Annotated in this window: 19 protein-coding genes; 13 read left to right on the top strand and 6 right to left on the bottom strand. The window is 54.8% G+C overall.

What is annotated here, in order from left to right; all coding sequences use genetic code 11:
• Positions 1–86: 86 nt before the first annotated feature.
• On the bottom strand, positions 87–2,930 hold the full coding sequence (locus GN111_RS33010; RefSeq protein WP_170302574.1) for a cache domain-containing protein: 2,844 nt from the start codon (positions 2,928–2,930) through the stop codon (positions 87–89).
• Between the two features lie 510 nt (positions 2,931–3,440).
• On the opposite strand from GN111_RS33010, the gene GN111_RS33005 reads away from it, so the two are divergent.
• Positions 3,441–4,778: a DUF945 family protein gene (locus GN111_RS33005; protein ID WP_155307811.1), complete on the top strand. Its 1,338-nt coding sequence runs from the start codon at positions 3,441–3,443 to the stop codon at positions 4,776–4,778.
• Between the two features lie 15 nt (positions 4,779–4,793).
• Here the strand turns inward: GN111_RS33005 and GN111_RS33000 are convergent, their stop codons facing one another.
• Together GN111_RS33000 and GN111_RS32995 are read right to left on the bottom strand one after the other, a co-directional pair.
• Positions 4,794–5,285: a flavin reductase family protein gene (locus GN111_RS33000; protein ID WP_231715625.1), complete on the bottom strand. Its 492-nt coding sequence runs from the start codon at positions 5,283–5,285 to the stop codon at positions 4,794–4,796.
• 14 nt (positions 5,286–5,299) lie between these two features.
• Positions 5,300–6,382, bottom strand: a complete 1,083-nt coding sequence (locus tag GN111_RS32995) for an ADP-ribosylglycohydrolase family protein (protein WP_155307810.1) — start codon at positions 6,380–6,382, stop codon at positions 5,300–5,302.
• 172 nt (positions 6,383–6,554) lie between these two features.
• On the opposite strand from GN111_RS32995, the gene GN111_RS32990 reads away from it, so the two are divergent.
• Entirely contained in the window at positions 6,555–7,520 is a 966-nt protein-coding gene (locus GN111_RS32990) for an HDOD domain-containing protein (protein ID WP_170302573.1), read from the top strand.
• 135 nt (positions 7,521–7,655) lie between these two features.
• Here GN111_RS32990 and GN111_RS32985 read toward each other — a convergent pair whose 3' ends face one another.
• Complete coding sequence (locus tag GN111_RS32985; protein WP_155307808.1) at positions 7,656–8,630, bottom strand: PHP domain-containing protein; 975 nt, start codon at positions 8,628–8,630, stop codon at positions 7,656–7,658.
• Positions 8,631–8,896: 266 nt separating this feature from the next.
• On the opposite strand from GN111_RS32985, the gene GN111_RS32980 reads away from it, so the two are divergent.
• The 8 genes from GN111_RS32980 (at position 8,897) to GN111_RS32945 (ending at position 17,543) form a co-directional block, all read left to right on the top strand.
• Positions 8,897–10,696 (top strand): AAA family ATPase, encoded by a 1,800-nt coding sequence (locus GN111_RS32980; RefSeq protein WP_155307807.1) that lies wholly within the window; start codon positions 8,897–8,899, stop codon positions 10,694–10,696.
• Complete coding sequence (gene ahbC, locus GN111_RS32975) at positions 10,693–11,880, top strand: 12,18-didecarboxysiroheme deacetylase (protein WP_155307806.1); 1,188 nt, start codon at positions 10,693–10,695, stop codon at positions 11,878–11,880. The genes GN111_RS32980 and ahbC overlap by 4 nt, the downstream gene beginning before the upstream one ends.
• Before the next feature lie 51 nt (positions 11,881–11,931).
• Entirely contained in the window at positions 11,932–12,906 is a 975-nt protein-coding gene (hemB, locus tag GN111_RS32970; protein WP_155307805.1) for a porphobilinogen synthase, read from the top strand.
• 85 nt (positions 12,907–12,991) lie between these two features.
• Positions 12,992–14,086, top strand: coding sequence for a heme b synthase (gene ahbD, locus GN111_RS32965; protein WP_231715827.1), 1,095 nt, complete (start codon positions 12,992–12,994; stop codon positions 14,084–14,086).
• Positions 14,087–14,236: 150 nt separating this feature from the next.
• A complete protein-coding gene (locus tag GN111_RS32960) occupies positions 14,237–15,046 on the top strand; it encodes a hypothetical protein (protein ID WP_155307803.1) in 810 nt (269 codons plus the stop codon).
• 22 nt (positions 15,047–15,068) lie between these two features.
• Positions 15,069–15,398, top strand: a complete 330-nt coding sequence (locus GN111_RS32955; RefSeq protein ID WP_155307802.1) for a hypothetical protein — start codon at positions 15,069–15,071, stop codon at positions 15,396–15,398.
• Positions 15,385–16,551: a cyclic nucleotide-binding domain-containing protein gene (locus tag GN111_RS32950; RefSeq protein ID WP_155307801.1), complete on the top strand. Its 1,167-nt coding sequence runs from the start codon at positions 15,385–15,387 to the stop codon at positions 16,549–16,551. The genes GN111_RS32955 and GN111_RS32950 overlap by 14 nt, the downstream gene beginning before the upstream one ends.
• 23 nt (positions 16,552–16,574) lie before the next feature.
• Positions 16,575–17,543, top strand: coding sequence for a P-loop NTPase (locus tag GN111_RS32945; protein WP_155307800.1), 969 nt, complete (start codon positions 16,575–16,577; stop codon positions 17,541–17,543).
• 38 nt (positions 17,544–17,581) lie between these two features.
• Here the strand turns inward: GN111_RS32945 and GN111_RS32940 are convergent, their stop codons facing one another.
• Positions 17,582–17,938, bottom strand: coding sequence for a PilZ domain-containing protein (locus tag GN111_RS32940; RefSeq protein ID WP_155307799.1), 357 nt, complete (start codon positions 17,936–17,938; stop codon positions 17,582–17,584).
• A 171-nt stretch (positions 17,939–18,109) separates the two neighbouring features.
• Positions 18,110–18,727, bottom strand: coding sequence for a PilZ domain-containing protein (locus GN111_RS32935; protein ID WP_170302572.1), 618 nt, complete (start codon positions 18,725–18,727; stop codon positions 18,110–18,112).
• A gap of 605 nt (positions 18,728–19,332) precedes the next feature.
• Between GN111_RS32935 and GN111_RS32930 the strand changes: the two genes are divergently transcribed.
• The 3 genes from GN111_RS32930 (at position 19,333) to GN111_RS32920 (ending at position 21,041) form a co-directional block, all read left to right on the top strand.
• Complete coding sequence (locus GN111_RS32930) at positions 19,333–19,737, top strand: roadblock/LC7 domain-containing protein (protein WP_231715624.1); 405 nt, start codon at positions 19,333–19,335, stop codon at positions 19,735–19,737.
• Between the two features lie 62 nt (positions 19,738–19,799).
• Positions 19,800–20,405, top strand: a complete 606-nt coding sequence (locus GN111_RS32925; protein ID WP_155307797.1) for a GTP-binding protein — start codon at positions 19,800–19,802, stop codon at positions 20,403–20,405.
• A 12-nt stretch (positions 20,406–20,417) separates the two neighbouring features.
• Positions 20,418–21,041, top strand: a complete 624-nt coding sequence (locus GN111_RS32920; RefSeq protein ID WP_155307796.1) for a hypothetical protein — start codon at positions 20,418–20,420, stop codon at positions 21,039–21,041.
• Positions 21,042–21,045 lie beyond the last annotated feature (4 nt).

Genomic DNA, 21,045 nt, shown 5'->3' with positions numbered 1-21,045 from the left:
CTTTTTTATGCTTGTCTGCAGAACCGATTGAATCGGGCCTCCGCGTATATATGACAAGAAACTGCATACCTGGAAAAATTGGAATCCTACATCTTCCGATCCAAAACCTCACGAATGGTTTCCAGCATCTTTGCTATGATGACCGGCTTGTATAAAAAGGCATCGATACCCAACGATTCAGCTCTCTTTTCGTCCATAATTTCGCTGTAGCCGGTACACAGTATCACCGGAATGTCCGGCCGTTGTTGATGAACCTTCCGGGTAAGCTTATCGCCCGTCATGTTCGGCATGGTCATGTCGGTAATGAGAAGGTCATAGCCCATGGGATCCTTCTGAAAATGCGCCATGGCATCGGCGCCGTCCGAAAATGCCGTCACACGGTAGCCGTACTGGGATAACGCATCCTCGGCAAGGTTTCTTTGGGTTGGCTCGTCGTCAACAAACAGGATTCGCTCCGTGCCGCCCTTAACGGGTACCTTGTCCGCGCCATTTTCGATTTCGGCAACTTCAGCGATCAGTGGAAGAAAGACATGCATGGACGTTCCCTGGCCCAATTCGCTGTAAAACGATACGAATCCGCCCAGATCCGCGGTGATGCCGTGAACGGAAGCCAGTCCCATTCCGGTGCCTTCCCCGGGACCCTTGGTGGTATAAAAAGGATCGAACGCTTTTTGCTGGACTTCTTTGGTCATGCCGATTCCATTGTCTTCAACGGAGATCTTGAGAAAATCGCCGGACTCGACGCCGGGATGGAGAGAAAGATCCTGTTTGCCCAACGTGACATTCTCGAGGCTTACGGAGAGAATGCCGCCCGTTTCCCGCATGGCATGGGCCGCGTTCGTGCACAGGTTCATTATAATCTGGTGGATATTGGTTGCACCGGCAAGTACACATCCTTCGGAATTCAGGGATTGCTTGATTTCGATGTTCGCGGGAATCGTTGCCCGGATGAGTTTCAGGACTTCCTTGGCAATGATAAGGGGGCTGATCGGTTTGCGTTCAACCTTCTGGCTTCGGCTGAAGGAGAGGATCTGACGGACCAGATCGGCTGCCCTTTCGCCGGCCTTCAGAATTTGCAGCAGCTTTCTTTTCATCGCGGGCATGTCTTCGGCATCGTGCAGGGCAAGCTGGGTATAGCCGAGCAGACCGGAAAGGATGTTGTTGAAGTCGTGGGCAATGCCGCCCGCCAGGGTTCCGATGGCTTCGAGCTTCTGGCCTTGGACCAGCTTCTTTTCAAGCTCCTTCTGCTTGGTCACATCGCGCAGAAAGTTAAGCGTGGCCGGTTTGTCCTCCCACTCCACAAGAACGATGCCGGCTTGAACCCATACGGTGCGACCGTCCTGGCGGACGAGTCTGAAGGGCTGATCCGAAAATGCCGGTTGCCTGTCCGACAGCCATGTTTCATGCAGCGCCCTGACATCATCGCGGTCGTCCGGATGCACAAGTTCCGACAGCGGCATGACCATCAGTTCCTCTTTTGAGTAACCGGTCAGTTTTTCCGTGAAGGGATTGCAGAACTTCAACATGCCATCCTGATTGATGAAAATGGCATCATTGGCGTTCTCGACCAATATACGGTATTTTTCCTCGCTTTTTCGAAGTTCTCCCGCCGTCCTTTTCTGTTCGGAAACCCAGTGTTCCAGATGCGCATGTTTCCTTCTCAGGGCATCTTCAACTTCCGTTTTCCTGGTTAGCATCCAATTGGCATATCCGGCGAGTTGGTCGAGTTCGTTAAACCGGACTTTGTCCTGATCGATAAATTTCGAAGTTACGGCAGCCCGCTTAAAAAAATCGACGAAAAGGTCGAAGTCAGACTTGAGCCTTCTGCTCATGACGTTGAACAGCGCTATGGCACTGATAATGGCCGGCATAAAAATCAAGATGATGACGAAAAGGTCCCGTCGAAGCCTGATTTTCATGTCCGCATGCATGCGCCTGATTTCATCTTCAACGTCATCCAGGTACACACCGGCGGCGACGATGAAACGGCCATTACCGGCAAGCTTGAGGAAGCTGATCTTGGGACTCGCTTCCGTATGGTCGATCTTATGGTACCAGTAGTCCACATAGCACTCGCCGTTTTCGCGCAAGCCTTTTAAATACTCTTTTCGAAACATCTTGCCTTTGGCGTCCTTGACATCGTCGGAGATTAATTTTCCGATAATATCAGGCCTATTGGGATTGGCGAACATCCTGCCGAAATTTTTACCACCGTTGATGTTCAACAGCTCGATGACGAACGCGTAGCCCTGCTCGTTGGCCCCGAAGCGATTGGAATCCACGTAACGCGATACCGCCGCTTTGGTCCTGGCCTCGATAAAATCAAGATAAATGCCGGTTCCGATATACCAGTCAAACGGTTCAAACCGTTTGATATAGGAAATCTTCTCGAACTCCCGATCTCCCTGATTCGGTTTGGTCCAGTAGTAATGATTGAAACCTTCACCCTGGTTTTTAGCGATCGCTATCGCGTTCCGGATAAGATACTTACCTCGAATATCCCGGGAATCGATGATACTGGTTCCTTCCAGACTGGGATCGATGGGTAACAGCTTCGAAATCCCGTTTAAATCGGTCATGAAATAGTAGCCGCTTCCCTGACTGAAACGGATGGGTCTCAGCGCATCGATGACCAGTTTTTTTATTTCCTGGTCCGATTTGCTTCCGACATTTTGTTCATAAAGATTCAGCGCGATGGAATAGGCCTCATACACCCGACTTTTAATTTTGTCCTTGGCCTCCTGAAGTGATTTTTCGATTTCATAATCGATGATTCTGCCAACGCTGTTGCCCTCGTAGGTGATGAGTGCCCGCTGAGCCTCGATATAGCGGGTCCGTATTTCTCTGGCTTGGGATTCGGCCTCGAGCGTGCTTTTTATGGTGTGAGTAAAAAACAAGATGGCCGCCAAAAGGATCAGGGATATAATCACCCATTGGCGTATCGTCTTGATAAAACTTGGTTTATATATACTTTCGGCAGTGTCCATAGGTTCTTTCCCTCAGATACGTTTATTTCGGCAAATGGTTGTTAAACTTGAATGCAGGGGGAAAAGAGACTGGCGGATGTCTTCTTTGCAGGATCTTTTTCGAAGATATGGAAAAATAAGATTTAGCCTGGACCACAGGAGCTTCCTTCAGTCGCTGGCATATATCTCCAGCGGCTCGTGGAATAGACGAAAATCGGCAAAATTTTGACACTTTTTGTTACATCCAATGTCGGTTAACCAAGCAGGCGACTTTTATTTCCCTTGGCTCGCTCAGAGAATCCAATTTCTTTTACCCAAAAAGGCGAAACCGGCAGCAGTGGAACCGATATTCCCAAAACAGCGCATGAAATTTGCTTTCCATCATTTATCGATCCACAGGCATGCGGGAAACGAAACCGGATTTCCCAAAACCAACTCATTAATCAGGTTCATTATTCGGGCTGAGGAGCATCTATGAAAAAAGCAATCGTCGCGATGCTGGCAGTAATCATTGCAGGAGTGGTGTGCATCCCCCTCGCAAGCGGTCTGGTCATGGAAAAAACCGTCCGTCAAGCGTTTACGGACTTAAATGCACTGTATGCCGATACCGGCGCCGGCTATTCGCTTGAAATCGTCGATTACCACCGGGGGTATTTGGCATCGGATATCGAGTGGAAGATCGACCTTGGCGCACTCAAGAACATCTATCCGATCAACGAAGTCATTTTCAAAGATACCGCCAAACATGGATTCGCCGGTGTTGTGTCTACCACCAGCCTCTTGGAAAACCCCTGGTATGCAGCGTTTGTGGCCGAAAAGCTCCAGGGCCGAGATCCGGTCCATATCACGACCCGCTATGGTCTTACGGGAAGCATCGAGAGTACGGTCGCGCTGGATCCGTTTTCGGTTGTCCTCGACAACGAAACCATCGATATTCAGGCTGGCAGCATGGTCACGAAAACGGACCGTGAACTGAAGCACTTCACTTCATCGGGCAATTGGGCAGGTTTGTCGGCCGGCGAAGTCGTATCCATCGGTAAAATCTCGTTGGAATCGGCGCTGACCCGTTTCACCACATTTATCTGGAACGGGGATTTCAGCTTCGCAATGCGCGATGTCAATCTTCGCGAAAAGGACAATTCGTTCGAAATGAAAGAGATGAAGGGCAGCTACCTTCTTGGTCTGAACGAAGATCGCTCGAAAATCAACGGCGAGGCGCTGTTTTCCATCGATGGTATGAAAACCGATCAGCAAACGGTCGACAGCGCCTCCGTCCGCCTGGCCACCAGCGGCCTGGACGTCGAAGGGTACGAGACGTTCATGCAGATGTATACCCGGAACATGAGCCAGGTGCTGGGCAGCATGGCCGCCATGGATGCTAACGCCGAGGAGGTCGGGGAAGCCATGAAAAAGCAGATGGCGGCGGTAGGCCTTCAGATGATCGCCGCCTATGAAAAATTGTTAAAGCAGGGACTAGAATTCAAGGTCTCGGACCTGGACGTCCAACTCGGTGATGGGCAGATCAAGGGCGATGTGACCCTGCGCCTGCTCAAGGACATGACGTTCATGCAATTCGCACCTGTTGTCAGCCAGCCGGAACTGCTGTTCGAAATTTTCTATCTGAAATCGGATCTCAGCCTGCCTGCGAACCTGGTCGGTGAAGACCCGAAACTGGTCACTCCGTTGTACCCCGGCATGCAGACCGGTCTCTTCGTGAAAGATGGGGGCAACCTGGTCCACGCGGCCGAAACCATCGACGGCAAGCTGATGCTGAACAACCGGGAAATGATCCTGTCCCCACAGAACCTGTAGGCCGGGCCGCCTGCGCTAAGCTTTTCCCAGATAACAGCCGGAATAATCCAGGGTGCAAAGCGGCGTCTTTTCCCCGTTGAAAACCGCGTTGACTACCTCACCTATGAATAGGGTGTGATTGCCCGGGGCCAGGGTTCGTACAACGCGGCACTCCATGGCGCCGATGCAATCCGCCAGAATCGGGCTGCCGGTTATTCCGTCGCGCCAGGACAAACCGTCAAATTTCGCGGCGGGGTCCGGCCCCTTAAAGCGTCCCAGCAGGTCTTTTTGGGCTCGGTGGAGACTGTGCAAGGCGAAATGGCCGCTTTTCTCAATCAGTCCATGGGAATAGCGGTTGGGGTGGAGCGCCGCCATGATTAGCGGCGGATCGAAAGAGACCTGGCTCACCCAGGAGGCAATCATACCGTTGATGGTTTCCTCGGACCGGGTGGTCAGTACATAGATCCCATAGGTCATGTGGGCCATATTGCTCAGAACGTCCGGGTTCATCATTTTTCCTTTGTGCATTGAAATAGACGGTCCTACGCCTGCCCCAATTTCGATTTCACCTGATCGAAGAGATCCATGGCCGTCTCCTCGATCAGGCCCTTCAACTCCAGCTCCGCCAGCCATTCGTCCGGAATCTCGTCGACTCCGCAGCCGGCGCCGAGAATCATACCGGCAATGGCAGCGGTGGCGCCGCTGTTCCCGGAGTGGTTGACGGCCGCCAGCACCCCCTGCCGAAAATCCCGGTCTGCGGCCAGTGCAGCAAGCAGCCCGATGGCCAGCGCCTCTTCGGCCATATGACCTTCCCCAAGAGCGGCCAAAACTTCCGGCGTGACAGGTTGCCGGCGATGGGACCATTCCACTGCCTTTTCGACCGCCTGCAGGCACTTCCCATGGCCGTTGTAAGTGGTCAGAATGCCGGTCGCATCAGCCATCGCATCGCTCAGGGAACCCCCCGATACGAGGTGGGGCAAAAGGGCGGCCAGAAAGCCTGCCGCCAGATAACCGCCTGGATGGCCATGGGTAATGGCCGCAGACGTGCAGCCCAGGTCAAAGGCCTTGCGGGCATCCACATATATCAGGCCAACCGGCGCCACCCGCGTTAATCCGCTGCAGCCCCTGCTGTAGTTGACGGGCCGATCCATGGTCCCCATTTTTCCCGACCGCAGCGCGGACAAACAGCTCCGGCAGGGCGACCGCCCTGCGGACAGTTCCCGATACCCGGCGAGAACGCCGTCAACCACCGCACAGGAGCCATGCTGCCTGACGAGTTCCCTCTGGTCGTTGCTATCCTGGGTGATCAGCCAGCGCAGATAGGCATGGTACAGGGCCGTCGCAGCAAGCTCCCCACAGGCATATTCCTGGCGAACCTGCGAGAGAATCAACCCTTCGGCCGTAAACAGGGCCATGCGGGTATGGTCGGTAATGGCTCCCCTGCGTCCGTAGGCCGCCTCCATTCGATAAATACCGGCCTTACCGTACCGATCCCGAATGGCTGCGATATCCATAAAGGCCACCGGCCCCCCCAGGGCGTCGCCCACTGCGCCGCCCAGCATCGCCCCGACGATTCGCGAACGCCGGTCCGGAGATTCTTGTTTCTTTTGTGAAAGAGTCGTCATCGCTTTCGTTCCATTGTAAAAATCGAAACCATATCATCTCATTTTGTCCCAAACCGTCGGGAATAGCAACGGCTCTTCCATTGCCTTGACTGGCGCAATGTGCCATAAGCATCGCTCGGAATCCCGGTGGAAACAGTATTTCCCATTCACCATGGTCACAGGGTTGGAAACGATGACGGAATCGTTAAAAAAAACAGGGCCGACGCAAAAAAAGCCGCTTCCGGAAGTCGAAAACCGTCCGACCGTCCATGGGCCGTTTTCTGAAACCGGCGTCCCGATAGTGCTGGATTCCATTGCGACGGACATCTGGCAGGAGATTCGCCGCATTCTGATCGAGCAGGAAAACGCCTATCAACGCGGCTGCGAAGGGGAAGCCTTTTCCAGCATCTGGGCCCACAGCGCGCGGGTGGCCTGCATCGCCCATCACATTGCCACCCTGGAGGGGTGGCAGCAAGAACCGGCCCTGCTGGCCGGACTGCTGCACGACAGCGGCAAATTCGTTCAGGGGCGCTATCACGAAAATGACGCGCCGGAGGAGGAGCATGCCGTCCGCATCGCCCGAAAGGTTCTGATGGGCAGTGCTTATGAAAAGTGGCTTCCGACGATTACCGGCGCCATCCTTTCCACCTTTTTGGAGGCGGAGGCAACCAACGACATCGGACGGGCGGTGTACGATGCCGACTGTCTGGACAAGCTGGGCCACATGGGCGCGGCCCAGTTTTTCGTCAAGAGAGCCCTTCGCCGGCAGTTCCTCGACAACGCACTGCTGATCCGGGCCGGCACCGAGTTGACCTACGCCCGACACGCACCCGACACGCTCATGACAGCCACGGGAAGATCCATGGCCCGGATACGCGCTGCCCGTACACGCCGGTTTTACAAGGAATTGCTGGAAGAATGGACCGAGGCCGGGATAGGCGTCTTCACCCTGCAGAAAGAGGAAATCGCAGGAATTGCCTGCGATCTTGTGGTGCCGGCGGCATGCCGCTGCGGCGGATTGCTGACCGTCGATTCGGACATTTTGGATTCATTGAAGTGCCGGTCCGCCGTCATCACCTACCACTGTCCGGCATGCGGCTTCGAGAGCGAATTTTCCTTCTGCCTGCCCAACATCGAGGGGCTGCCCCGGAGACGATGAATAAATATTTCTTCGGCGGTTAAATACCTCAAGCGTCCGTCATTCCGGCGGAAGCCGGCATCCCGAATTTTCCTGGATGCCGGATCAAGTCCGGCATGACGAAACATCTCAATTGTTTTAATTTCCGGCTTGAAATCAGGTGATCAGGGAAAACATGATCAAGGGAAGGGCGTTGTAATTGATCTTCAGAAAGGTCAGCCCCGCTACCAGGTAGAACGCTTTTTTGAGATGCCTGTCGCCGATACGCTGCCAGATTTTCTCGGCGGCCTTGCGCGTCCGGAAGCGAACCACGCTTTTCCCGTAGCGGATGTTCTTTTCCACCAGGTCGGGATAGTTGTTAATGCTGATTTTCAGTTTGGCGCCGTTGGACTGGATTTTTTTCAGCAGTTTCGATTCGGTCCCCACCACCTTGGCCTGTTTTCGGCTCAACGCGTCCAGAAAGGCCTTCCGGCTGCGCGCACAGGCGGCGTAGGTGACCACGCTTCCCATCTGGGCGACACTGTGGCCGTCGCTGCCGCCGGTGATGGCCCGGTCCAGATTGAATCCCAGCAGGGCGCTTTTCAGATTCCAGCGTTTCAGGTTCTCGGAATTGATCACCTCGACCCCGTCGGCCATCTTGAGCAGGCGATCGAGTTGGGCATCGGAAAAACTGTGGTTGCAGATACCGGTAAAAGCGGCGGAGTACGGATGGGGAAACACGACCACGCTTTTATAGTTCCTGGCAGACCGCACAATGGTCTCCACATCCCGGTCGACAGAGGACATTACCGAAGGGCCCATGTATGGCTGAATGTGGGCGGCGTAAAAGGCCTTGAGATCGTCGATGCGGTAGAAGTAAACCAGTATGTGGGCACCTTCCCGGGAAGTGATTTCGATTCCGGGGATGCTGAAGACATCTTCGATGCCGGCCAACCGGACCGCCCCTTCGATGGCATTGTGATCGGTGATGGCCACGCCGATGCCCAACTGTCTGGCACGCTCGGCAATTTCTTCCACCGAATCGGCCCCGTCGGAATGACAGGAATGAAAGTGAAGATCGACAACCGTATTGGTGCCGTTCAGGGTATTTAAATCGGGGGATTCAAACTGAATTCGGTTAATAGAGTCCATGGATCCTTTTTTCGCCCGTCGCCTGATCGTTGCGTGCGGCTCGCTAAAAGGTTAATTTAATCGACTTCCCCTCGGTGTCAACAATTATTTTTTCCGATTTCACGCCCGACAGCGCCGTTGGCCACCGGCACCAACTATCGTTATCGGTCTTTAGCCCGGATTCTTGAGTCCTTGTTTGTGAACGATGGCGATGCAGGCTGCTGGCTGCGACAATGACGGCCGGACGGGCTTGAATTTGGCGGGGCATATGCTTATAGTCACGGATTATGAAAGAATTGAACGAAAAAGTACCCGACCCCAAGGAACTCGAGAAGGAACTGGGCGACTTTCTGGCGAAAAAATTCGGCGGCAGTGTCAAGCTGGCAACCCCCATCGTCATGCCCCAGTCCGCCAAAACCGACGAAGGCGAAAAGCCACCCAAGAGTCGGAAGACGATCGAATTCGACCTGAAGCCCCAGGATCTGATCGCCCATCTCGACCAGTACGTGGTCAAGCAGACGGCGGCCAAGGACATCCTGGCAACCAAGATCTGCACCCACTTCAACCGCATCAAGCACGTTCAAAATGCACCCGATACCTTAAATGACATGGTGGGCGTCATCAAAAACAACGTACTGATGCTCGGCCCCACTGGCGTGGGCAAGACCTACCTGGTGCGTCTCATCGCCAAGAAGATTGGCGTGCCCTTCGTCAAGGGCGATGCCACCAAGTTCAGCGAAACGGGCTATGTCGGCGGTGATGTGGAGGATCTGGTGCGGGATCTGGTCAAAGAGGCCAACGGGGATATGGACCTGGCCCAGTATGGAATCGTCTATATCGACGAAATCGACAAAATCGCCTCCAGCCACAATCTGATCGGCGCCGATGTTTCCCGCACGGGCGTTCAGCGGGCCCTGCTCAAACCCATGGAAGAGACCGAGGTGGACCTGAAAGTTCCCCATGATCCGGTTTCCATGCTGCAGGAGATCGACCGCTTCAGGAAAACCGGCAAAAAAGAAAAAAGCAGCATCAACACCCGGCACATCCTGTTCATCATGAGCGGCGCATTTTCAGGACTGGACAAGATCGTCTCACGTCGCATCGCCGACCAGAGGATCGGATTCGGGGCGTCCATCTCCAACCCGGCCCAGGAAGAGGACCTTCTGGTGAGGGTAAAATCCGAGGACCTGGTCCAGTTTGGCTTCGAATCCGAATTTGTCGGACGGCTTCCCGTGCGCGCCGTGTTCGAACGGCTGACCGAAGCGGATCTCGCGGACATCCTGAAAAACCCCAACAACCCCATCATTTTAGGCAAAAAACTGGACTTTGCCGCCTACGGCATAGACGTCAAATTCCAGACCCGGGCCCTGGATCTTCTGGCCGCGCGTGCCTATGACGAAAATACGGGCGCCCGCGGGCTGGTCAGCGCCGTGGAAGGCGCCCTGCTGCTTTTCGAAAAAACGCTGCCCTCCACCGGCATCAAACAACTGGCCGTGACCCGGGAAATGATCGAATCGCCGGAACAGACATTGAAAATGCTGCTCGACAATCCCGAGGACGAGGGCATTCGGCGGACATTCGAGGCGCTTTCCGTTCAGGAGCGCCAGCGCATTGTCGACTACGTAATGGACAACAGCGCCACCTTCGGCGAAAAATACGGCCTTCAACTGACCGCGTCACGCATTGCCCTGGCCGCGGAGGTCTATTGCAGCCGGGTCAGCGACATCGGGAAAGTGCTTAAAAAAATCAAGGCTTTCTACGAAGAGACCAAGACCATAGAACTTTACTTTATCAAAAATCATGGTATTAACATCGTTCTGGAAGAGGAAGCCATCGATTATATCCTCGAACGCTGTTTCGCTTCCGGGAGTACACCGGAAGGGTATTACCGGAATTTGACTGCCGATTTCGAACACGGACTCAAGCTGGTGCGCCAGAAAACGGGGCGGACCCGTTTTTTCATCACCCGTGAGGCCCTGGAAAAGCCGGACAGCTACATTGCCGACCTCCTTGCGCCCATAGAAAAAAAGCAATCGCAACTGCCCTTGAAACCCGACAACCTGCTGGAAGGCGACCCAACCAAATGATTGGAATATCGAAGCTGTACTGCGGAACTGTGGAACCCTCGGACGCCTTGCGTTATGGAAGGCATTCGTCCGCCCTGCCCTCCCACCTGCTGCAGTTTTCCAAAGACAAGCGGCCGGTGGTGGTATGGAACGTCACCCGCAAATGCAATCTTAAATGCGTTCACTGTTACGCCCACGCCACCGAACAGGCCCCTGCCGACGAACTCACCACGGCCGAGGGCAAGGCCCTGATCGACGACCTGGCCGCTTTCGGGGCGCCGGTCATGCTCTTTTCCGGCGGCGAACCCCTGGTGCGCAAAGATCTCCCCGAACTGGCCGCCTACGCCGTAGATAAAGGCATGCGGGCGGTAATTTCCACCAACGGCACCCTGATCACCCCTACGGTTGCCCGAACCCTCAAATCCATCGGGCTCTCTTATGTGGGTATCAGCCTGGACGGCATGAAGCCGATCAACGACAAGTTCCGCGGCGTTCCCGGTGCATACGACAAAGCCCTGGAAGGGATCCGCAACTGTCAGGACGCGGACATCAAGGTGGGGCTGCGCTTTACCATCAACCGGTTCAACGTGGACGAAATCCCCGCGATTTTCGATCTTCTGGAGACCATGGACATCCCGCGGGTCTGCTTCTACCATCTGGTTTATGCCGGCAGGGGCTCCGAGATGGTCAAGGAGGATCTGTCTCTGGACGATACCCGCAAGGCTGTGGACCTGATCATCGACCGGACCAAGGCGCTTTACGACAAGGGCCTGTCCAAAGAGGTGCTCACCGTGGACAACCACGCTGACGGCCCGTATCTCTACCTGCGCATGCTCCGGGAGGATCCCGAAAGAGCCGCCGAGGTCCTGGAACTGCTCAAAATGAACGAGGGCAACAACTCCGGCCGGGGAATCGGCTGCGTGAGCTGGGACGGCGAGGTGTATGCCGACCAGTTCTGGCGTCACCACAGCTTCGGCAACGTTCGCCAGCGCCCCTTCTCCAAGATCTGGACCGAACCGGAGGATGAACTGCTGCGCCAGCTCAAAACGAAAAAACAGTATGTCACGGGCCGCTGTGCCGGTTGCGCCTGGCTGGACATCTGCGGAGGCAATTTCCGGGTGCGGGCGGAAGCGGTCACCGGCGATGTCTGGGCACCGGACCCGGCCTGCTACCTGACGGACGAAGAAATCGCCCAAACAGTCTAACATTCACCACGGAAACCGACGACCCGGACCCCCGAACTCCAAGGAGACCCCATGCTTTTTCCCGACTACCGCCCCCGAAGGATGCGTCGCAACGAGACCCTGAGACGGATGATGCGCGAAACCACCCTTTCCGTGGATGACCTGATTCTGCCCCTGTTCGCCATCGAGGGCAAGGGCGTGAAAAACCCCATCGATGCCATGCCCGGAAACTTCCAGCTCTCCGTGGACAATCTGGTGAAAACGGCCAAACAGGCCTTCGATCTGGGCATTCCGGCGATCATCCTGTTCGGCATTCCATCCAAAAAAGATGCGCTGGGGACTCAGGCCTACGCCAAAGACGGTATCGTCCAGCGTGCGGTCAAAACCATTAAGGACAAGCTTCCAGACCTGGTGGTGATCACGGACGTCTGCCTGTGTGAATACACCGACCACGGCCACTGCGGGTTTATCGACGGCCAGACCGTGGACAACGACGCCACCTTGGACCTGCTGGCCAAAGCGGCCCTGTCCCACGCCAAAGCCGGGGCGGACATGGTGGCCCCTTCGGATATGATGGACGGCCGCGTGGCTGAAATCCGTGCGACGCTGGACGAAAACGATTTCTCGCAGATTCCGATCATGTCCTATGCGGCCAAGTATTGTTCGTCTTTCTATGGGCCTTTCCGGGAAGCGGCCCAGAGCGCCCCGCAGTTCGGAGACCGGCGCAGCTACCAGATGGACCCGGCCAACGCCCGGGAAGCCATCCGGGAAGCCACCATGGATGTCGAGGAAGGCGCCGACATCATCATGGTAAAACCGGCCCTGCCGTACCTAGATATCATCTGCCGGATCCGGGACGAAGTGGACCTGCCCGTGGCGGCCTACAATGTCAGCGGCGAATTTTCCATGATCAAGGCGGCCGAAAAAATGGGCTGGATCGACGGCCAGAAAGTGATGATGGAAACACTGACGTCCATTAAACGGGCCGGAGCGGAGATGATATTGACCTATTTTGCCATGGAAGCCGCCGCCCTGATCAATGCTTGACGTCAATTCAGCGCTCCGGCGGTTTTTTTTGCGAATGCACAGCCATGAATAAGGATACTCATTCTTTATGAATCCTCATCCACCCATGTATCAGGGTTCGCCCCCCCACGGCCGGGGCAGCGGTAAAAACGACACCCTGCGTCTGGTGGCCTGGGAAACCACCCGCAACTGCAACCTGTCCTGCGTGCATTGCCGTGCGGCAGCCACCAAAGGTCCTTACGACGGAGAGCTGGACACCGACCAGTCATTCGCGCTGCTGGATCAGATCGCCGAAGTGGGGCGGCCCATCATCATTCTCACCGGCGGCGAGCCCCTGCTTCGGGCGGACATCTTCGACATCGCCAAATATGGCGACAATTTAGGCCTGCGCATGGTCATGGCGCCCAACGGGACCCTGATTACCCCACAAATCGCCGAGAAAATGGCGGCATCGGGCATCCGGCGGATCAGTGCCAGCATCGATGGCGCCACCAAGGAATTTCACGATAAGTTCCGGGGCGTGGACGGCGCTTTCGATGCCGCCATTCGGGGCATCGAATATGTGAAAGCCGCCGGCATCGAATTTCAGATCAACACGACCATCACAAAGACCAACCTTGACCAGATCCCCAAAATCCTTGAACTGGCCGAAGAGCTGGGTGCCGCAGCCCACCACATTTTCCTGCTGGTGCCTACGGGCCGGGGCAAGTACATCGTCGACCAGGCCATCGACGCCGAGTCCTATGAAAGCACGTTGAACTGGTTTTACGACCAGCGCGAAAAAACCTCCCTGCAACTCAAGGCCACCTGTGCCCCCCACTACTACCGGATATTGCGCCAGCGGGCCAGAGACGAAGGCAAAACCATCAGTTTCGAAAGCCACGGCCTGGATGCGGTCACCCGGGGATGTCTGGCCGGCACGGGATTCTGTTTCATCTCACACACCGGCATCGTTCAACCCTGCGGCTATACGGACGTCAAGTGCGGAGACATTACCCGGGACACGTTCGGCCACGTCTGGCGAAATTCCCCGGTTTTCCTGAAGCTGCGCGATTTCAAGCAGCTTGAAGGCAAATGCGGCCGCTGCGAATACCGGGCCGTCTGCGGGGGTTGCCGTGCCCGGGCTTATGAAGCTACAGGCAACTACATGGCCGAAGAGCCGTTGTGCGCCTATCAGCCGGAAAAGGCCGCTCCCTGCTGACAGGGCCTTGACATTGAACCGTTTTTCTTCTACTTTTTGCCGCTGAAATCCAATCGAAGCACCAGAGGCCCGGCAATGCACCCGAATACGGGAACACGGACCGGGCAAGGCTGAATGGGATCCACCCCCGACCTCCCTAGCGGCATTACGATGATCGAATTAAAAAAAGGGGTTGCGCACAAAGCGACGCCGCTGTTGATCGCGTTTCTGGTCATGCTGTTTGTCCCGCTGTCAACCGTGCGGGCGACGGTAATTGCAGATCTGCGCGTCGGGAAAAAACCGGGTTTCGTACGCCTGGTGATGGAATTCGACGCCCGCCCCTCTTCGCCTCCGTCATTTTCAGTCGAACGCAACCGCCTGCGGATCGACCTGAAAGACATTTCCAGCACCCCTTCCGCACCAAAAATTACCGATGGAATTTCTCGGTTCGGCGTATCCAGGAAAGGGAATGAGGCCCGAATCGAAGCGGTCTTTGCGTTCACGCCGGCCGACATCAAGACCTTTGCCCTTACCGGCCCCCACCGTTTTATCGTCGATGCATACCGGCCACTGCCGGCATCCGCCGCCCTGCCGCCCGCAAAGATAAGTGAAAGGGAACCGGCCGAGCAGCCCGAAGAGACAGCCCTGGAGCCTTACCGCGTTCCGGAAAAATCCCTTGTGACACTGACATCGGATTCGGTCCCGAACCTATCGACAGCTACCCAAGATGCCAAAGCCGAGGCCGATCCGGGAGCCCGGTATGCCTACAATAAAAGGTTTCAACAGCGCCTGGTCGCCGCGCTGATCGCGGTGACCTCGATTATCGTGGTGCTTCTATTTTTCCTGATACGGACCGCCGGCGGACGGCACTTGCCGCGGCAACAGCACTGGACGGACCAGTTGCCGAAGACGCCGGACCCGAATATCGAAGCCATCGATTCGTCGATACACAAATTACTGAAAACTTATGACCGCATGTGAAAACAGCCAATCGGACGACTCTATGCCTCAGCCCGAAAGCGATGCATTTTCCATGGAAATCTCCGCCGCCGAAAAAGACGATCTCGAAAAAATGATCGGCGCATTTCGCCGGCAGCGCCCGCCAGCATTGGAGACAAGCTCGAAAGAGCCCTTCCAGGACCAGCTGGACCGCATCAATCAAAAGCTTGACGATCTTACCAATATGATTTTGCACATTGATCGCCGGATGGAACCCCTGGCGAAAGTCGTCCGCCTTTCCCAACAAAAGACCCAACTGTTGAATCGACGTCTGGACGCCGTAATCGAAGCCCTTAAAAAAAAGGACGCATACTCTGAAAATGAACGCCAATGAATCGCCTGCAGCTTTGGATCATAACAGTGTTATTCAACTGATTCTCAACGACCAGATCGACATCGAATCGGCAGCCGAATTCGAGACCCTGCTGGAGGTCTTTCCGAAGGACCCCGACCTCTACCGCAAATTCGGCGATCTTTTGTCCGCCAAAAAGCAGTCGGAAGAGGCACTGCTGGCATACAACAAAGCGTCTGCATTATACCTCGAAGCCGGTATGGTGCTCCAGTCCATCGTGGCCAAAATCCTGGAGTGGAGCATCGTCAAGCCGAGCCACCGGGAGGGTCGTGAATACCATGCAGCCATTCGAAACAAAGGAGGCGGTGACGTCCCGGCGCAACTGCTTTTTTCCCAATTGACCTACGAGGAAACGGTGAGCCTGATGCTCCGCCTGGTCCGGATCCGCCTTGCGCCCGGTGAGACCGTCTACGACGTCGGACAGGAATCCACGGGTATCTATTTTATCGTTTCGGGCGGCTTAACGGAAACCCTGCCGCAAAAACAGGAAGGGACGCCGCCGGCCACGACCCTGCTGGCGGAAAACGACATCTTCGGCGATATTTTCCCCCTGGAGGAAAAGTCGTTTTGCCGTGCCTGCGTAACAGCCGTTACCGATGTCGAACTGGTAAAAATATCCAAACCCACGCTCAAGGCCACCTGCTATCGATATCCGCGCGTCCGGGAGATGATTGAACGATTGAGCCGGATGCGCGTCCGGCAGGGAGGCGACCGCCAATGGAAAACAGTGCGGCGTTCCAGCCGGTACTGTCTACCCGCGGACGTCCGCCTGACCTTCTCCACCAATGGAAACGGCGACCGGCAGACCATTCAAGGCACCGCCAGAGATCTGTCCACCGGCGGCATGTGCGTTGCCCTGTCCGGAGATGCGGCCGGCACCGATCCGGATTCTCTGCTGCGACAAAAAGTGGCCATGACGATCCTGGAAGGCAACCGTACGGCAATCGATCAGTTGACCGGCATCGTGGCCTGGCGTAAAAAAGTGGGCAGCAGCACCCACCCCACCCACATTGTGGGGATAATCTTCGATCCCATGACCGAGGAGACGGAAATGGCCTTGAACGCATTTTGCACCATATCCAATGGCGAGCAGGACATGATCTGGAATTTGTGGAATCATCTGGTGAGACACTGAAAAGGGGGGGGGAATCTCGAAAAATGCAGCGACAGCAAACGGATAATGGCCCGTCTCGTTCACCGCAAGTCTGGGCAGTGGGCGGCGGAAAAGGCGGTATCGGCAAAAGCGTCCTGAGCATTCTGATTGCCATGGCTCTGGCCGAAAAGGGGCAGGAAACCGTGGTGATCGACGGAGATCTCGGGGGAGCCAATCTGCACACGTTCATGGGCATCCGCACACCGGGGCGAACGCTGAACGATTTCATCGGCCGCCGGTACGACACGCTGGACGAGGTTTGCATTGGCACCGAACAAAAAAGACTTCGAATCGTTTGCGGCGCCAGCGAAGTGTTGACCATGGCAAACTTGAAGTACACCCAGAAAACGAAAATCCTCCAGGCCATCGCCAAAATCGAGGCCGACCATGTCGTATTGGATCTGGGAGCCGGCACCGGCTTCAACACCCTCGACTTTTTTTTATCGGCCCATCATCAGGCCGTGGTCATGACCCCGCAGCCCGTGGCCATCCAGAATGCATACGCCTTCGTCAGAAACGCCGTTTACCGCAAATTGAGCCGAATGACCAGCAGGCGCCCCTCTCTGGACGACCTTGTGAAGGCGGCCATGAATCCGAAAAATGATATGCAGGTGCGAACGGTCAGCACGCTGCTCGAGCGCATTGCGGCAAACGGCGCCGCCTCGGACGCGGCCCGAATGGCCGCAGAACTTAAACGGATTCGTCCCGTCCTGATTACCAACATGGCCCGTCAGCCGCGGGATAAAAACGCCAGCCGGATCATCCAGATGGTCGCACAAAAGCACCTGACGATTCAGGCCCGAAACGGCGAAGGGGTCTATTTCGATCCCCAGATCAACGCGCTGGTTTCCGCCATGGAACCGCTCACGCGGATCGACCGGGACAGCAACGCCATCCAATGTGCGTTTTCCGTCGTGTCGCAGCTAACGGGAACCGAATCGGCCCCGGATATACCGGCCGCCGTGGGCATGTAAAATTTTTTGATTACGGAATGATGGCAAAGCTGTGGGTCTCAGCCGAGGGGCAGGGTATCCCTGAACGTCTCGAAACAGTTCTTGATGGCCTCGAAACTTTTTGTTCCCACCTCCACGAACTGGCATCCGACGCCCCGTTTGTTCACATTGGCGATCTTAGCCTTTACGAGCACCGCCTTTTCCTCGGTGGGAAACTTGATCGCCAGGCTGACAATCCGGCCCGGTTCGAGGCCCTTTTTGTCGTCAACCTCCACGAAAAGACCGCTCAGACTCAGATCGGTTACGTTGAGAACGCCCTTCAAATGGCCAAATAGTGCGGTACAGCGGAATTCCAGCCGGGGGTGCTGCCGCCGTTCTTTGCTGACTTCAATATGCTGGCTTCGAACATCGATCATTTACGAAAATCGCTCCTTTTGGATCATACACAACAACACGGTCGGTAATATAACACCGTCGGTTACGATTTCAATGGTAAACCGTTTTTAAAAAATTGCAGACCGGGACGTTTCCACACCTCGACGACGGTACGGTGCGGTTTTTTTGCAGGTCCCGGGAAAATGCTGCATTCAGTCCACTTTGAACTGAGTACTGACCTTGCGGTGGAGACGGTTGATCAGATCCTTTAAAATCTCGATTTGATAACGGGTCAGCGATTCATATTTCACGCCGATTCCACCATGCTCCAAGCGAACGACGCTGCCCTTGAGCTTGAGGGGCAGTTGGTCCTGCCCCAGGGAAAAACAAATGGAAACCGATTGGCCCATGGTAAACGATTCGCAACTCTCGACAAACATGCCGCCGGCACTGATGTCCGTGGCGAAACAGTTGATCGCACGGCCGTTCGCGGCAAGATCGAGGCTGATATTACAGGGAACGCGCGGAAATTCGCGCAACATGGCGAACCGTTTCTGCTCGTAACGGTTCATGAATTTGAGCAGGTCCGCTTCCTGTAATTGATTGATCAGGAGAAAAAAGCGGGCAATGAGCAGTTGCCTGTCCCGGGCACCGAAAGTTTCATCCGGTTTCGGCCTCGGTATCTCCAGCAGCTTTTCGTTCTGCTTCAGGTCCAGGTCTTTGAACAGGTGCAGCAGCGCGATTAGCTGTTCGTCTGTCATTTTGTATATGGCAATGGACAGGCGAGTCAGTATCTTCTTTTTTTCAACCTGCCAGCTGGGTTCTTGCATGGGTGTCGTCTCCTGCCTCAGGACACAGCAAGCCTGACCAGTAGCGGCCGGAATGGCATTCATGCTCCTAACGATCCGGATGACGGCACGAATGCGCTTCTTTGCCGCCGGGATACCCGGACAAATCCGGCCGTACGAAACTCGGGGGCGTATTTCTGGAAACACGAGAAATTAAGATCGGCTTACTCTATCCTGTAACCCGATCAAAAATCAAGACTCTATTCGCTGCACATAATTTAAAAAACGAACAGTTACAGGAAGATATAAAATTTGCGGCCATGGGCGGCCCAAACCGCCGGCAACCCTGCTTAGAGTGCTGTGTGCGCCTTGCCTCCGGCCGGCGCGTTGGCCGCAGACGACCGCCGAATGAAAAAAGGTACTTAAAATTATAGAAAATACTTGAAATACCAAAGCAAAAAAGGGTATTACATCCACTTGAACCGGTAAGCGCGCTTCCCGAACAGTTGAACCCGAGCTTGCCACCAAAGTGGAACCGTTCATCTCCTGGTCGCCAGTAAAATCGGCCAATGATGTGGTATTTTGGCCCGCGTTTTGCTTAATTTTTTCGACAGGAGTTGATCCGATTCAGCAAGGAGGAACAGACATTGTCTTATATTTTGGATCAAGAACAACTGGATGGTTTGGAAGAGGCGTTGACCACCGATCTGATGACGCTGGGCATACAATCCGTGATCCTCATCGATATGGCCGGCAATGTCATTGTCAACCTCGACGACGGCAAGGTACGCCACGACGTCTATTCGCTGGCGGCGCTGGCGGCCGGCAACTTCGGGGCGGTAAGCGCCATGGCCTCCATCATCGGGGAAGAGGAATTTTCCCTGCTGTTCCACAAGGGCAAGAGCGAAAATATCAACTTTACCAAGATCATGGACGACTTTCTACTGGTATCCATTTTCGGCAACGATGTATCGCTGGGATACCTCAGGTTAAAGATCGATGAAGTAATCAAGAAAATCAAGGTTCTGATCGACAAGTCCCGATCGTCATAGTTCAGGGGCTGCTCCATAGCGGCCCGTACCACCCGACTTTTTTCACAAACGGGACGAAAAACATGGCGTTTATCAACACCAAAACCAAAGAAGTTCAGGTCAAACTTGTTTTTGTCGGACCCGGCAGGGGTGGCAAGACGACCAACCTTGAACATATCTTCAGCCGGATTCGGCATCGCATCGAATCCGACATGGTGAGTATAAAAACCCAGGGTGATCGGACTCTGTTTTTCGATTTTCTCCCGTTCGAACTCGGTGCCATAAAAGGCTACAACGTAAAAACGCAGTTGTACACGGTTCCCGGGCAGGTCAAGTACAATGCCACGCGCAAACTGGTGCTAAAGGGTGTGGATGGTATCGTATTCGTCGCCGATTCAATGGTTGATCGGCGGGAGAACAACATCAGTTCACTGGAGAACCTGAAGGAAAATCTCGCGTTTTACGATATCGATATCGCCAATATCCCGCTCGTTTTTCAATACAACAAGCGTGACCTCGCAACGGAGGGGATTCCCATTCTTGACATTGAAACATTGGAGGAGGACCTCAATTCTCAACTCAAGGCGCCGAGTTTCACGGCCAGCGCACTGAAGGGAGAAAATGTGATCCCTACCGTCAAAAAAGCCATCTCCATTACAATTGTGGGCATTCGGGACAAGCTTTTATAGGAGGTATTCACAGTGGATAAAAAAGCTAATGATACGTTCGCCTTCGATTTGGAAAATCGCCTCGACGATTTCTTCAACGATGCATTGCCGGACCCGGAAGATCCGGATTCGGAGGAAACCCAAGCTCCCGATGCCGACCTTCCGTTAAAAGAACTGAAATCCACCATTCTGGCCATCGACTGGGAAATCACCGACGACGCTCTGAAAGCCTTTATTGAGCAGGTGGAAGCTCTGCTGGAGCGTTTCAAAGACGACAAAGTCGCCCATACATATCTTAAGATATTGCAATCGCTGGGCAAATATATTCGTACACACAAATCTAAATCTCACCCGGACACCATCAAGCGACTGATGGCGGTCTACTCTGCCTTGGAGGAAGCTGTCGCAAACGAAGGATTAGAAAAAGACAAGAAGGAAAAAACGCTGTTGGCAGAAGTCAGGAAATTCCAGCAATTGAAAACCGAAATTATCGATTCGAAAGCCCCTTACCCTGCCGTGGGACAAACAAAGGCGGTCCCGGCGGAAGACAAATCCGGTATGCAGGCAATCATCCAGTCCTTAGAAGAGTTGAAGTCGATGATGGCAACCGAATTGACCGCCATTCGCGAAAGCGTGGAACGGTTGAGGAAAAAATAGCCCC

The organism is Desulfosarcina widdelii, assembly GCF_009688965.1.
Taxonomy (GTDB): Bacteria; Desulfobacterota; Desulfobacteria; order Desulfobacterales; family Desulfosarcinaceae; genus Desulfosarcina; species Desulfosarcina widdelii.
The sequence above is the reverse complement of the archived record's forward strand: the minus strand, read 5'-3'. Positions and strand labels throughout refer to the sequence as shown.